Consider the following 13,509-nt stretch of genomic DNA (forward strand, 5'->3'; position numbering starts at 1 on the left):
GGTATCGACGGATAGCGACGAGATCGAGGGGCCCGGGGAGCGTTCACCCGATGGGGTGATGTGCCGTGGCGAGAGCCACGTCCCGCGTGGCGCGCGGGTCCAGGGCCGTGAGGTCCGCGCGGACGGTGGCCGGCTGCGGGGCGACGCTCGTGACCAGTACGGCCGGCCCGGCGAGCGGGGCGCGTGCCGCCCGGTCGCCGCGCACGGCGGCGCGCGGACCGCCGCCGTCGGCCCAGGCCGGGTCGACCACGACCAGCGTGCCGGTCGCGCGCGCCCCGCTCAGCACGGCGGCACCCGCCCAGCCGGGGTACGACGGGCCGACGGCGACCTGGTGGTGCAGCAGGGGGCGGCCGGCGTAGCGGACCACCGTCGTCACGGACGCGTCGCCGGGCTCCTCGCCGTGCCGCCCGCACACCAGCTCGTCGCGCCAGCGCAGCGACGCGCCCGCCGCAAGAGAGATCCGGGTCAGCGTCTCGTGGTGACAGCGGGCCGCGGCGATCAGCGGCTCCGGCAGCCACTCCAGCCGGCCGCCGGACGCCACTGTCGCGCGTACCACGGTGTGTGAGGGTGAGCCGGCGCGGTCCGGCAGCGCGATGGAAGCGGCGACCGACCGGACACAGAGCGCCGCCCCCGGCCCGACGACGATGTCGACCGTGAGGTCGTCGCCGCCGAGGGGGCCGGCCGCGCCGCCGACCAGGTGTACGGTCGCCGGCTCCCCGGGTCCGGGCCGCGGCCCGGTGCGGCGCGGCAACAGCGGAACCTCACCGGACAGTACGGCCAGCCGCGTGCCGCCCGCGCCGTCGGCGACCGCCTCGATGCGGGCGGCGGCGCGCACCTAGCGGTCCTTGAGCAGGCCGCGGATCCAGTCGGCGACGTCCGTGGCGCCGGGGTCGCGGACCAGCGACGTGAAGATGGTCGGCGAGTCGCCCCGGCGGGCGGCCGCGTCGCGCTCCATGACGGCCAGGTCGGCGCCCACCAGCGGGGCCAGGTCGACCTTGTTGATGACCAGCAGGTCGGAGCTGGTCACGCCCGGGCCCCCCTTGCGGGGAACCTTGTCGCCGCCGGCCACGTCGATGACGAAGATCTGCTCGTCGATGAGGCCCTTGCTGAACGTGGCCGTGAGGTTGTCGCCGCCGCTCTCGACGAGCACGAGGTCGAGCGGCCCGAGCGCGGCCTCCAGTTCCTCGACGGCGTCGAGGTTGGCGGCGATGTCGTCGCGGATCGCGGTGTGCGGGCAGCAGCCGGTCTCCACGGCGCGTACCCGCTCGGCGGGCAGGACGCCGTTGCGCAGCAGGAAGTCGGCGTCCTCGGTGGTGTAGATGTCGTTGGTCACGACCGCGAGGTTCAGCTCCTGCGACAGGGTGCGGCACAGGGCGGCGACCAGTGCGGTCTTGCCGGAGCCGACCGGGCCACCGATGCCGATGCGCAGCGCGCGGGCTCCGGTGGGCAGCGCCGGGTGCGGGTCGACGCCCGGGTCGGGGTGGGTGTGGGGGACCTCGTCGGGGCCGTGCTCGTGGTCGTGCGGGTGATCAGGATGCAAAGAGACGCACCTCCCAGCTGGCGTGGACCTCGGCGCCGATATCCAGCAACGGTGCTGAGGCGGCGGGCAGGTTTTCCGGATCTTGTTTGGCGTAGGCGGCGGCCCGGTCGGCGACGCGGTCGCAGTCGACCGCCAGGGCGGCCAGCAGCGCGTGCACCCGGTAGGGGTCCAGGCCCAGCAGGCGCACGGCGGCGCTGGCGGGGCCGCTGATCGTGCCGTAGGCGGCGGTCGTCGCCGCGTGTGACGGGTCCAGGCCGGCGGCGGCCGTGATGACGCCGAGGGCGATCGGCTGGTGCGGGCCGGTGGCCGGCCAGGAGACCGCTGGCAGCGGCCACATCGCCCGGCCCGCCCGCAGTAGCGCCCGGCCCTGCTGGCGCGACGCCTTGCGCTGCGCGGGCGAGGGCGTGCGCGCGTCCAGTTCGGCGTCGAGCACGTCGAGGCGCGCGAGGGCGCCAGGGCCGGTCAGTAGCGCCGCGCTCGCGCAGGCCGCGGCCGCGAAGGCGGCCGTGACCAGGCCCGCCGTGGCCAGGCGGCCACGGAGGAAACCGTCCAGGTCGGCCAGGTCGGCGACCCGGGCCGCGGCCACCGCCGGCTCCAGCCCGCCGGAGTGCGCGTGCGCGCCGCTGGGCAGCCGTCCGTCGGCGAGCACGAGCAGGGTGGTGAGCATGGTCAGAAGAGGAAGTACCGCTGGGCCATCGGCAGCTCGGTGACCGGCGACGGCTCGATGACCTCGCCGTCGATGCGGACCGTGAACGTGTCAGGGTCCACCTCGATGGACGGCATGGCGTCGTTGCCCGGCATGTCCGCCTTCCCGCGCTGGCGCACGTCAGCCGTGGGAGACAGGCGCCGGCGGAGGTCGACCCGGGACGCGAGGCCGTCCTCGATCGCGGCCGGCGCGACGAAGGCGAGGCTGGTGACCGAGGGTGCCACGCCGTACGCGCCGAACATCGGGCGGGGCAGGATCGGCTGCGGCGTCGGGATGGACGCGTTCGCGTCGCCCATCTGCGCCCACGCGATCATGCCGCCCTTCACGACGACGGCCGGCCGTACGCCGAAGAACGCCGGGTCCCACAGCACCAGGTCGGCGAGCTTGCCCGCCTCGACGGAGCCCACCTCGCCCTCGATGCCGTGGGTAATGGCGGGACAGATCGTGTACTTCGCGACGTAGCGCTTCGCGCGCGTGTTGTCCGCCGCGCCGTCGCCCGGCAGCGCGCCGACCTTCGCCTTCATCACGTGGGCGGTCTGCCAGGTGCGGCTGACCACCTCGGACACCCGGCCCATGGCCTGCGAGTCCGACCCGATGATCGAGATGGCGCCCAGGTCGTGCAGGTAGTCCTCGGCGGCCATCGTGGACGGGCGGATGCGGCTCTCCGCGAACGCCAGGTCCTCGGCCACCGCCGGGTTCAGGTGGTGGCACACCATGAGCATGTCCAGGTGCTCGGCCAGGGTGTTGCCCGTGTACGGGCGGGTCGGGTTCGTCGAGGACGGCAGCACGTTCGGATGCGACGCGACCGTGATGATGTCGGGCGCGTGCCCGCCGCCGGCGCCCTCGGTGTGGTAGGCGTGGATGGCCCGGCCGGCGATCGCCTCCAGCGTGGACTGCACGTACCCGGCCTCGTTGAGCGTGTCCGTGTGGATGTTGACCTGCACGCCGGACGCGTCGGCCACCCGCAGGCACGCGTCGATCGCGGCCGGCGTCGTGCCCCAGTCCTCGTGCAGCTTGAACCCGCCCGCCCCGCCGCGCAGCTGCTCCCACATGGCCTCCTCGGAGACCGTGTTGCCCTTGCCGAGCAGCAGCACGTTCACCGGGAACGGGTCCATCGCCTCCAGCATCCGGGCCAGGTGCCAGGAGCCGGGCGTCACCGTGGTGGCCTTCGTGCCCTCGGCCGGGCCGGTGCCGCCGCCGATGAGCGTGGTGATGCCGCCGCCGAGCGCCTCGTCCACGATCTGCGGGCAGATCAGGTGCACGTGGCAGTCGATCGCGCCGGCCGTCAGGATCTTCCCGTTGCCCGAGATGATCTCGGTGTTGGGGCCGATGACCAGGTCGGGGTGCACGCCGTCCATCGTGTCGGGGTTGCCGGCCTTACCGATCGCGACGATGCGCCCGTCGCGGATGCCCACGTCGGCCTTCACGATGCCCCAGTAGTCCAGGATCACCGCGCCGGTGATGACCGTGTCCGGGGTGCCCTCCGCGCGGGTGGCCCGCGCCTGGCCCATCGACTCGCGGATCACCTTGCCGCCGCCGAACACCGCCTCGTCGCCGCCGGCGCAGTCGTCGCGCTCGACCTCGATCAGTAGGTTCGTGTCCGCGAGCCGGATCCGGTCACCGGTCGTCGGGCCGTACAGGGCGGCGTAGCGCGCGCGGTCCAACGTACTCACGACGTACTCCCGGAATCGAGCGGACCGGCAACCGCGCCGCGCAGGCCGGCCACGACGCGGGCCCCCGCCAGCGCGACCAGGGTGACCTCGCGGGGGATGCCCGGCTCGAACCGCACGGACGTGCCGGCCGGGATCGCGAGGCGGTGCCCGCGCGCGGCCGCGCGGTCGAACTCCAGCGCCGGGTTGGCCTCGGCGAAGTGGTAGTGCGAGCCGACCTGGACCGGCCGGTCGCCCGTGTTCGCCACGGTCATCGTGATGACGGCCCGACCGTCGTTAATGGTCACCGGGCCGTCGCCGAAGAGGATCTCGCCGGGGATCATGCGATCGGCCCGTGGACGGTGACCAGCTTCGTACCGTCGGGGAACGTGGCCTCCACCTGCACCTCCGGCAGCATCTCGGGAACCCCCTCGAGCACGTCGTCGCGGGTGAGCACGTGCCGGCCGGCCTCCATCAGCTCGACCACCGTGCGCCCGTCGCGCGCGCCCTCCAGCAGGAACGCCGTGATGATGGCGACGGCCTCCGGGTAGTTGAGCTTCAGGCCCCGGGCGCGCCGCTTCTCGGCGACGTCGGCCGCCACGTGGATGAGCAGGCGTTCCTGCTCGTGCTTGCTGAGAAACACGCGCAGATCGTGGCACGATGATGTTGCCGCGACGTTACCGATGTGAGGAAGCTACGACGCCTCGATGACGTGACCCGTGACGATGGCATGACCGGTGGGCAGGTCGCAGGTCACCTGCAGGCGCAGTTTCTCGGCTCCCTCAAGCGCGCCGGTGACCGTGGGCGTGGTCTCGCCCTTCGCGACGACCGCGCCCAGCGTCCGGTAGGTGGAGGTGCCGTCGCGCTCGCGCCACACCCCAACCGCCGTCAGCGAGGCACGCAGCTTCGGATCCTTGGGGAAGTACGCCCGCAGGGTGGCCGTCAGGTCCAGGTAACGGCCACTGAGCAGCAGGGTGACCGTGCGGACCTTGTCGTTGGACTGGTTACTCGGGCACGCGATGACCAGGGCGCCCTCAAGGCCCGGCTTCCCGGCGAGCGCACGGGGCAGCGTGGTGAGTTCGCCGGCCTCCCTCGGCAGCGTACTGAGGGCCGTGCCGGTGGGCGCGGCATCCGTCGCGGTCGCCGTGGCGGGCGCGGAGGCGGCCGCGTTCGAGGTCGCGGCAGAACCAGGGAGTACGGCGGGAGTGCCCGTGGCGGCCGCGTTGCCGGTGCCCGGGTTGTCGCCGCCGCCCTCGCGCGGGAGAAGCCACTGCCCCAGCGCGACGAGCAGGCCCAGGACGGGGATGACGATGCCGGCCACCGTCGCGATGGTGGCAAGCGACGGGCGGCGGCCGGGCGCGGGTGTGGCCGCCGGGTGGTCTGGATGGGACACGAGGGCTACCTGATTCAGTGCGGAGCGGTCAGCGGATGTCCCATCATGGGCGATGCTTGCCCGCTCGTCACGTCCCTGCCTGTGTGACGGATAGGTGATAGCTCGCCAGGCTCGCGCTTCGGGATACTCGCACGCCGTTTGGAGCGCGTGAACGGTCCGAAGCGGACTGTCGGCGTGCGACTGTCCGCTTCGGAGTATTTTGGAGGTGCGCGTTGACCGCGCCGAACCCGCACGACCCGCCCACGTCCGGCGTGCCCACCCCGGGCCGTGCGTCGGTGCCACCGACCGCCGCGTCCCCGTCGTACGGGCCGCCGCCGACCGTCACCGGGCCAGCCGCGCCCACGTCGCCGCCGGCGATGACGACATCGCCCACCCAGCCGTCCGCCCCGGTCGGTCCGACGCCGCCGGTCGGGCCGGGCCGTCCCGCCGCAGCGGCCGCGCTGCCGGGCCGGCGGGGCCCGGCGGCGACGATCGCGATCGTGATCTCCCTGCTCGCCCTCGTCGTCTCGGCGGCCACGGCGCTGCTGGCGTTGCGGGCGCTGGACCGGGCCAGTGACGCCCAACAGACCGCTACTGCCGCCGGCGGGCAGGAGGGCGCCGGCGGGCCGCAGCCCACGGCGGGCCCACCCGGTGACAGTGCCGGGACGCAGCCGTCTGCCGCGCCCACCTCCGCCGCCGACGGGCCGGCCTCGACCGTGCCTCCGACCCTCGGTCAGGGCACGGTGTACCAGCCCAAGTACACCAACGAGACACTGACCCTCAGCATGCCCACAAGCTGCCGGTCCATGTATGTGGACCTGCACGAGCCGCGGGCCAACGCCGCGGCGGACATCTCGGAGTTGTCGCTCTACAACTGTGGCGGCGCACCGAGTTTCCGGATCACGGACGGCGTGACGGCGAGCATGGCGGGTACCCCCGCCATGGAACCGGCGGAGTGCAGCGACAAGATCCGCACCGTGCCGCTCGGCAATGAGCAGAAGATCCCGGTCCGCCAGGCGATCGTGCTGTGCGTCATCACGTCGTTCGCGGACTCGAAGTCCCGTGGCGAGGACTGGCGACTGGTCCGCGTGGAGATCTCTGGCGTCGGGAATGACACCGTGACGCTGAAGGCCGACTCCTGGATCATCCCCGGCTGATCACGCCTGCGTTCAGGTTCGATCGTGGGACGGGAACGCCATCACGACGTTCCCGTCCCACGCTCCAGCGAAGGTCGGTCGTCAGCCCGGTGCGCCGGCGCGGGCCTGGATGGTCTCGATGGCCTGGGCCAGGTCCGCTTCCGAGGAGTCCGTCTCGTGCTCCTGGTGCAGGTGGATGGTGACCAGCGAGCCGCCGTCCACACCGTCGACCTGCATCCAGCCGTGGTACGGGCCGGTCTTCGAGCCCCATTCGATGCGCCGCTCGTCGCTGTCGACATGGAACCAGGCGTCGGCCTCCTTGTGGTCGCCGCCGACCTCGGCCTCCACGTGCACGTCGTCGCCGGCGGCGGGCTCGGCGGAGGTCATGTGCGGGAAGTACTCCGGCAGGTGGTGCACGTCGGCGAGGTAGGCGAAGAGCTGGTCGGGCGGCGCGGTCACCGTGCCGGACTGCTCGTACTCGGGCATGATCATCTCCTCACGTCAGCCTCAACCTTCAGTCCTACCCGGTTTGACCGGGTTTTACGCGGACATCCGGGCCGCCGACACCCGGATCGGGCGGCCCGCGTCCGGCGCCGAGGCGTCGGTGAAAGAATGCCGGGGCACGCCACGAACGAGGAGACGACCGTGATCCGTACCCACCACGCCGGCAGCCTGCGCGCCTCGGACGCCGGCCAGACGGTGACGCTCGCCGGCTGGGTGGCCCGCCGCCGCGACCACGGCGGGGTGACCTTCATCGATCTGCGGGACGCCTCCGGGATCGTCCAGATCGTGTTCCGGAACGAGGCGGACGCGCACGCGCTGCGCAACGAGTACTGCGTGAAGGTGACCGGCCAGGTGGACCGTCGCCCGGCGGGCAACGAGAACCCCGAGCTGCCGACCGGCGAGATCGAGGTGACGGTCACGGAGCTGGTCGTCCTGTCGGAGTCCGCGCCGCTGCCGCTGCCCGTCGACGATTACATCGAGGCCGGCGACGACCTGCGCCTGAAGTACCGCTACCTCGACCTGCGCCGCTCCGGCCCGGCGAAGGCGCTCAAGCTGCGCTCCCGGGCCAACCAGATCGCCCGCGAGGTGCTGCACGCCCGCGACTTCAACGAGATCGAGACCCCGACGTTGACCCGGTCGACCCCGGAGGGCGCGCGCGACTTCCTCGTGCCGGTGCGCCTGCAGCCGGGCACCTGGTACGCCCTGCCGCAGTCGCCGCAGCTGTTCAAGCAGCTGCTGATGGTCGCCGGCCTGGAGCGGTACTACCAGATCGCGCGCTGCTACCGCGACGAGGACTTCCGGGCCGACCGCCAGCCGGAGTTCACCCAGCTCGACATCGAGATGTCGTTCGTGACCCAGGACGACGTGATCGAGCTGGGCGAGGCGCTCGTGGCGGCCCTGTGGGGCGAGCTGGCCGGCCACGAGGTGCAGTTGCCGATCCCGCGCATCACCTGGCACGACGCGATGGCCCGGTACGGCTCGGACAAGCCCGACCTGCGCTACGGCGTGGAGCTGACGGAGCTGACCGACTACCTGCGCGGCACCGAGTTCCGGGTCTTCTCCGCCGCGATCATGGCGGGCGGCTACGTCGGCGCGGTCGTCATGCCGGGCGGCGCCGCGCAGACCCGCAAGGAACTCGACGGCTGGCAGGACTGGGCCAAGGCCCGGGGGGCGAAGGGCCTGGCCTATGTCGTGCTCGACGCCGAGACCGGCGAGGCGCGCGGCCCGGTCGCCAAGAACCTGTCCGAGGAGCATTTGGCCGGCCTCGCCGACGCGGTCGGCGCCAAGCCCGGCGACGCGGTGTTCTTCGCGGCGAGCACCGACCGGCGCGAGGCGCAGGAGCTGCTCGGCGCGGCCCGCATCGAGATCGCCAAGCGGGCGAACCTGATCGACGAGAGCGCCTGGGCGTTCTGCTGGGTCGTCGACGCGCCCATGTTCGAGCCCGACGACGCGGGCGGTTGGACGGCCGTGCACCACCCGTTCACCTCGCCCAACGACGAGTGGCTCGACCGGTTCGAGACCGCACCCGGCGACGCGCTGGCCTACGCGTACGACATCGTCTGCAACGGCAACGAGATCGGCGGCGGCAGCGTCCGTATCCACCGCGGCGACGTGCAGCGGCGCGTGTTCGACCTGCTCGGCATCTCGCCGGAGGAGGCCGCCGACAAGTTCGGCTTCCTGCTGGAGGCGTTCAAGTACGGCCCGCCGCCGCACGCCGGCATCGCCCTGGGCTGGGACCGCGTGTGCATGCTGCTCGCGGGCGCCGACTCGATCCGCGAGGTCATCTCGTTCCCGAAGACCCGAGGCGGGTTCGACCCGCTGACGAGCGCCCCCACGCCGATCACCGCCCAGCAGCGGCTGGAGGCGGGCGTGGACGCCAAGCCGAAGGCGCCGGCCCCGGCGGCCGGGACGGCGGGCGCGGCCGCGCCGGTCGAGCACAGCTCGTGACCGTCCTCGTCGTCGGCGCCTCCGGGCACCTCGGCGGCGAGGTCAGCCGCCGCTACGTCGCCGCGGGCGAGAGCGTCGTCGGCACGTACCACAGCGGTGTTCGAGACGTTGACGGCGTGGACTGGCAACGCCTCGACCTGCGCGACGGCGCCGCGGTGGCCGAGCTGATCGGGCGGGTGCGGCCCAAGGTCGTGATCTCCACCGCGTACGTGTACGGCGACTGGTGGGTCAGCGCCGACGGGGCCGCGCTCGTGGCGGTCGCGTCGGCGCGGGCCGGCGCCCGGCTGGTGCACCTGTCCAGCGACGTGGTGCACGGCGGGCGGCCCGAGCCGTACCTCGACCACGAGGCGCCGACACCGGTCGGCCTGTACGGCGCGTCAAAGGCGGCGGCCGAGACGGCGGTACGGGCGATCGACCCGTCGGCCGTGCTCGTACGCACCTCGCTGATCATCGGCGACGAGTCGTCGAAGCAGGTCAAGCTCTGCCTGGACATGATCAACCGGAGGGTGCCCGGCGCGCTGTTCCGCGACGAGATCCGCTGCCCGCTCGCCGTCGAGGACCTGGCCGGCGCGGTCGTGGAACTGGCCGCCTCGGACGTGGCCGGCACGCTCAACGTGTCCGGGCCCGACGCGGTGAGCCGGCCGGAGCTGGCCCAGTTGGTCGCGGACCACTACGGGCTCGACGCCTCGGACATGCCGATCGGCACGATCGCCGAGTCCGGCCTGCACCGGGCGGCCGAGATCCGCCTCGACAACGCTCGCGCGACGGCGCTGCTGTCCACCCGCCTGCGCGGCGTGCGGGAGCTGTTCGCTCGGCGCCTGCGCTAGGGCCGCCGCCCTCCGTACATTGTGGAGCCTGCGGGCCGCCCAACCGCCGCCTCGGATTGAAGTGGGTCCCTCATGGGTACGAGTGTGTCGTCCTTCACTTATCCCCCAGGAGGCTCACATGTTCGCCGTGATCGCCGCGGTGATCTTCGCCGTCGAGCTGATTCTCATGCTTGCCAAAGAGGACCTCGGTCCCGTTCTCACCATGAACTTCCTTACCACCCTGGCCTTCCTGTGCATCGCGCTGCACCTGGCGGGCGCGGGCACCTGGGGTTCCCGGTACCGCAGCTACCGGGGCCGCCGGCCCGGACCCGGCTGAGCCCTTCGCAACCAGGCCCCGCAATCGGCCCGGTCGGTCGCGTTCGTCGCGGACGGCCGGGCCGATCGCCGTGCTCCACGGCCGCGCGCCGCTGTCGGTCACAGCCGGTAGTCTTCGCGCAATGGACCCGGACGGCCTGTTCACGCTTGAGCCCCCGCCCGGCCCCGCGCCGGAGCGGGGCGCCGGCGCGGCCGCCATGACCGTGCCCGCGCCCGACGCCCCGCTCGCGGTCCGCATGCGCCCCCGCGACCTCGACGAGCTGGTCGGCCAGGGCCACCTGCTGGCGCCGGGCGCGCCGCTGCGACGACTGGTCGCCGGCGGCACGCTGACCTCGGTGATCCTCTGGGGGCCGCCCGGCACCGGCAAGACCACGATCGCGCACCTCGTCGCCAGCTCCAGCGACCGCCGCTTCGCCGCCCTGTCGGCGCTCTCGGCCGGCGTCAAGGACGTGCGCGCCGTGATCGACGAGGCGCGCCGGGTGCGCCGCACCGGCGGGCGGGCCACCATCCTGTTCATCGACGAGGTGCACCGCTTCAGCAAGACCCAGCAGGACTCGCTGCTCGCCGCCGTCGAGGACGGCACGGTCACCCTGCTCGCCGCGACCACGGAGAACCCGTACTTCTCGATCATCTCGCCGCTGCTGTCACGCTGCGTGCTGCTCACCATCAAGCCGCTCACCGACGACGACGTGCGCGCCCTGGTGCGCCGCGCGCTCGACGACCCCCGCGGCCTGGGTGGGGCGGTCACCCTCGCGCCCGAGGCAGAAGATCATCTGGTACGCCTGGCCGGCGGCGACGTCCGCAAGGCCCTCACCGCCCTGGAGGCGGCCGGGGCCGGGGCCCAGGCGGCCGGGCGGGCCGAGGTCGACCTGGCCATCGCCGAGGCGGCCGTGGACACCGCGGCGCTGCGCTACGACCGCGACGGCGACGCGCACTACGACATCGTGAGCGCGTTCATCAAGAGCATGCGCGGCTCCGACGTCGACGCGGCCGTGCACTACCTGGCCCGGATGATCGTCGCGGGAGAGGATCCGCGCTTCATCGCCCGCCGGATGGTGATCTTCGCGAGCGAGGACGTGGGCCTGGCCGACCCGACCGCGCTGCTGGCCGCGAACGCCGCCGCCCAGGCGGTGGAGTACGTGGGCCTGCCCGAGGCGCGCATCAACCTGGCGCAGGCCGTGATCCACCTGGCCACGGCCCCCAAGTCGAACGCCGTCATCCTGGCCGTCGACGAGGCCATGGCCGACGTGCGGGCCGGGCGGGCGGGGCCCGTGCCCACCCACCTGCGCGACGCCCACTATGCGGGCGCCCGCGGGCTGGGGCACGGGGCGGGATACCGCTATCCGCACGATGACCCGCGCGGCGTGCTGACCCAGCGGTACGCGCCGGATGACGTGGCGGGCCGGGAGTACTACCGTCCAACCGGGCACGGCGCCGAGCGCGCGCTGCGCGAGCGCGTGACCCGACTGCGTACGGTGGTGCGCGGCGAAGGAGACCAGGACGTCAGGGAGGAGCGGCGGTGACGCAGGAACCGGGCGGTCGGCGGGGCCGATGGGGTCGCGGCGGCGGTCGTCCCGAGGAGGGGCCCAGCCAGGAGGAACTCGGCTGGCTCGCGGACCTGCGCGACGCCAAGGAGCAGGGCGGCGACCTCGCCGGCGGCGAGGGACCGGGCGGCCCGACCAGCGCCGGAGGGTCGGGCGGCCCGACCAGATCCGGCGGGCGGCGGGCCCGGTCGACCGACGAGCGCCCGTCGACCGAGGACTCCGGCGCGACCAGCGACCATGTCGGCAAGCGCCGCCGCGTCACCGGCGCGCAACCGGCGCCGCGCGTGGCGCCCGAGCCGCCGGCCGCGCCCCCGTTCGGGTCGCCCGGCGCGTCGACATCCTTCGGGCCCACGGCGCCGTTCGGCAGCCCGGCCGCGCCCGCCACATCCGGCCCCCCGGCCACCGGGAGCGGGCGGTTCGGTCGGCGCCCGCGCGGCACGGACGAATCGACGTACGACTCGGGCGAGCGCCCGCGCGGCACCGGCGAGCGTGCCCGGCCGCCCGCGCGGGGCACCGGCGAGACGCCAGCCGTCGGGCAGCCGCCGCGCCCCGCCGGGTCCGGCCAGCCCGCCGCGCGGCCACCCATCAGCCGCGACTCGCCCGCATGGCACGAGTTCACCGGTGAGACTCCCCGGGTCGGCGGCGCCCCCGCGCACCGGCCGGGCGAGACGTGGGGCGGCAGCGAGCCGCGCACGGGGGACGCGTGGGGCGGCGGCGAGCCGCGTACGGGGGACCTGTGGGGCGGCCCGGATCCGCACGGCACCAGCGGTGCGCGCTCCGGCGCCCGCTCGCCCGCCGACGACGAGACGGCCATCCGCCCGCCGATCGTGAGCTCCGCCGACACGATGGAGGTGTCGCGCGTCCACGAGCCGCGCACCGGCGACGTGACCGGAGGCGGTCCTGGTCCGCTGACCGCGTCCCGCCCCGGCGGGCGCCCGCCGGTCATGCCCGGCCCGGTCACGCCGCCCACCGGCCGCCCACCCGCGCCGGGTCCGGGCGCGCCGGGTGGTCTGCCCGGCCCGGGCGGGCCTGGCGGCCTCGGCGGACCGGGCGCGCCCGGTGACGCCGGCGGTCTTCGCGGGCCGGGTGGAGGTGGACCTGGCGGCCCGGGTCCGGGGGGTCGAGGCTCCGGCGGTCCAGGCGTTGGCGGGCCTGCCGGTCCCGGTGTCGGCGGACCCGGCGGTCCGGGCGGCGGGCCCGGCGGTCCCGGCGGCCCCGGCGGGTCGGTGCGGCCGAGCGGCGGCCGGCCGGCTGGCGCGCCGGGCGAGGAGCGGGTCAACCGGGCGGTGGTGCGTCAGGTCGCGCGCAAGGCGCAGCGGGTCCGCGCCGCCGCGATCGCGGCGATGGCGCTGATCCTGCTGGGCGCGCCGGTGGTCTACCTGTGGGCCACCACGGTCAGCCGCGACCCGGTGATGACGTCGCTCGACGCGCTCGACCTCCCGGACTGGGCCGCGAGCAACCCCGCTGACTTCATGAGCGGCAGTCGCTGGTGCATCAAGGAGTGCCGCTTCCGCGACCGCACGTGGCAGTCGGCCCGTGGGCCGGACGACACGCAGCTGGCCTACGTGGCCGCGCTGACCGACCAGGGTTGGCGCCCCCGTACGGGCGACTGCCCCACCTACGACGACGGCATCGCCTCCTGCTGGCACCGCGACGAGTACGTGCTGGATCTGTGGATCCGGGCGCCCATCTGCGCGCCCACGCGCCCGGCGGCCGGCGAGCCGACCAAGGGTACGCAGACCAAGGCGCCCGCCACGGACAGCGCCGGGGAGGCCTGCCCGGGCTCGCTGGCTACCGTGAAGGTGTACAACGCGCTCAGCTACCGTCCCGGCGGCGAGGGCTGAGGCGAGGGCGACCCGCGACACCGGTCGGCGTTTGTGGCCGCCCGTCGCGGTCGTGGCGATGGCGGGCGGTAGTGTCGTGCGGTGCGCGAGTACGCGCATGTGTTTTGTTTGGTGCGCCGTCCACG

General features: G+C 74.1%; 14 protein-coding genes. 6 read left to right on the forward strand and 8 right to left on the reverse strand.

Features of this window, described 5'->3' with window-relative positions:
* Positions 1 to 43: 43 nt before the first annotated feature.
* From ABD191_RS12310 to ABD191_RS12340, 7 genes are read right to left on the reverse strand one after another with little or no spacing between them, the layout of a single operon-like run.
* Entirely contained in the window at positions 44 to 835 is a 792-nt protein-coding gene (locus tag ABD191_RS12310) for an urease accessory protein UreD (protein ID WP_344080408.1), read from the reverse strand.
* Positions 836 to 1,540, reverse strand: coding sequence for an urease accessory protein UreG (gene ureG / locus ABD191_RS12315; protein ID WP_344080411.1), 705 nt, complete (start codon positions 1,538 to 1,540; stop codon positions 836 to 838). It abuts the gene before it with no gap.
* The gene (locus tag ABD191_RS12320) at positions 1,530 to 2,207 is read right to left on the reverse strand and encodes an urease accessory protein UreF (RefSeq protein ID WP_344080414.1); all 678 of its coding nucleotides are present in this window, start codon (positions 2,205 to 2,207) and stop codon (positions 1,530 to 1,532) included. Before ABD191_RS12320 ends, ureG begins: the two co-directional genes overlap by 11 nt.
* Positions 2,208 to 2,209: 2 nt before the next feature.
* Positions 2,210 to 3,919 (reverse strand): urease subunit alpha, encoded by a 1,710-nt coding sequence (locus tag ABD191_RS12325; RefSeq protein ID WP_344080417.1) that lies wholly within the window; start codon positions 3,917 to 3,919, stop codon positions 2,210 to 2,212.
* The gene (locus tag ABD191_RS12330) at positions 3,916 to 4,239 is read right to left on the reverse strand and encodes an urease subunit beta (RefSeq protein WP_344080420.1); all 324 of its coding nucleotides are present in this window, start codon (positions 4,237 to 4,239) and stop codon (positions 3,916 to 3,918) included. Before ABD191_RS12330 ends, ABD191_RS12325 begins: the two co-directional genes overlap by 4 nt.
* Positions 4,236 to 4,538: an urease subunit gamma gene (locus tag ABD191_RS12335; protein ID WP_344080423.1), complete on the reverse strand. Its 303-nt coding sequence runs from the start codon at positions 4,536 to 4,538 to the stop codon at positions 4,236 to 4,238. Before ABD191_RS12335 ends, ABD191_RS12330 begins: the two co-directional genes overlap by 4 nt.
* A 51-nt stretch (positions 4,539 to 4,589) precedes the next feature.
* A complete protein-coding gene (locus ABD191_RS12340) occupies positions 4,590 to 5,288 on the reverse strand; it encodes a hypothetical protein (RefSeq protein ID WP_344080426.1) in 699 nt (232 codons plus the stop codon).
* Positions 5,289 to 5,500: 212 nt separating this feature from the next.
* Between ABD191_RS12340 and ABD191_RS12345 the strand changes: the two genes are divergently transcribed.
* Positions 5,501 to 6,424: a hypothetical protein gene (locus ABD191_RS12345; protein WP_344080429.1), complete on the forward strand. Its 924-nt coding sequence runs from the start codon at positions 5,501 to 5,503 to the stop codon at positions 6,422 to 6,424.
* An 81-nt stretch (positions 6,425 to 6,505) separates the two neighbouring features.
* Here the strand turns inward: ABD191_RS12345 and ABD191_RS12350 are convergent, their stop codons facing one another.
* Positions 6,506 to 6,889: an SRPBCC family protein gene (locus tag ABD191_RS12350; protein WP_344080432.1), complete on the reverse strand. Its 384-nt coding sequence runs from the start codon at positions 6,887 to 6,889 to the stop codon at positions 6,506 to 6,508.
* Positions 6,890 to 7,048: 159 nt separating this feature from the next.
* On the opposite strand from ABD191_RS12350, the gene aspS reads away from it, so the two are divergent.
* The 5 genes from aspS to ABD191_RS12375 all read left to right on the forward strand — a co-directional run bounded on the left by aspS (position 7,049) and on the right by ABD191_RS12375 (position 13,384).
* A complete protein-coding gene (gene aspS / locus ABD191_RS12355) occupies positions 7,049 to 8,854 on the forward strand; it encodes an aspartate--tRNA ligase (protein WP_344080681.1) in 1,806 nt (601 codons plus the stop codon).
* Entirely contained in the window at positions 8,851 to 9,681 is an 831-nt protein-coding gene (locus ABD191_RS12360; RefSeq protein WP_344080435.1) for an SDR family oxidoreductase, read from the forward strand. The genes aspS and ABD191_RS12360 overlap by 4 nt, the downstream gene beginning before the upstream one ends.
* A gap of 118 nt (positions 9,682 to 9,799) precedes the next feature.
* Positions 9,800 to 9,997 (forward strand): hypothetical protein, encoded by a 198-nt coding sequence (locus tag ABD191_RS12365; protein WP_344080437.1) that lies wholly within the window; start codon positions 9,800 to 9,802, stop codon positions 9,995 to 9,997.
* A gap of 121 nt (positions 9,998 to 10,118) precedes the next feature.
* The gene (locus ABD191_RS12370) at positions 10,119 to 11,519 is read left to right on the forward strand and encodes a replication-associated recombination protein A (RefSeq protein ID WP_344080440.1); all 1,401 of its coding nucleotides are present in this window, start codon (positions 10,119 to 10,121) and stop codon (positions 11,517 to 11,519) included.
* Positions 11,516 to 13,384 carry a hypothetical protein gene (locus ABD191_RS12375; protein ID WP_344080442.1) on the forward strand — a complete coding sequence of 623 codons (1,869 nt, stop codon included), beginning with the start codon at positions 11,516 to 11,518 and terminating at the stop codon, positions 13,382 to 13,384. Before ABD191_RS12370 ends, ABD191_RS12375 begins: the two co-directional genes overlap by 4 nt.
* Positions 13,385 to 13,509: the final 125 nt, after the last annotated feature.

The organism is Luedemannella helvata, assembly GCF_039528415.1.
Taxonomy (GTDB): Bacteria; Actinomycetota; Actinomycetes; order Mycobacteriales; family Micromonosporaceae; genus Luedemannella; species Luedemannella helvata.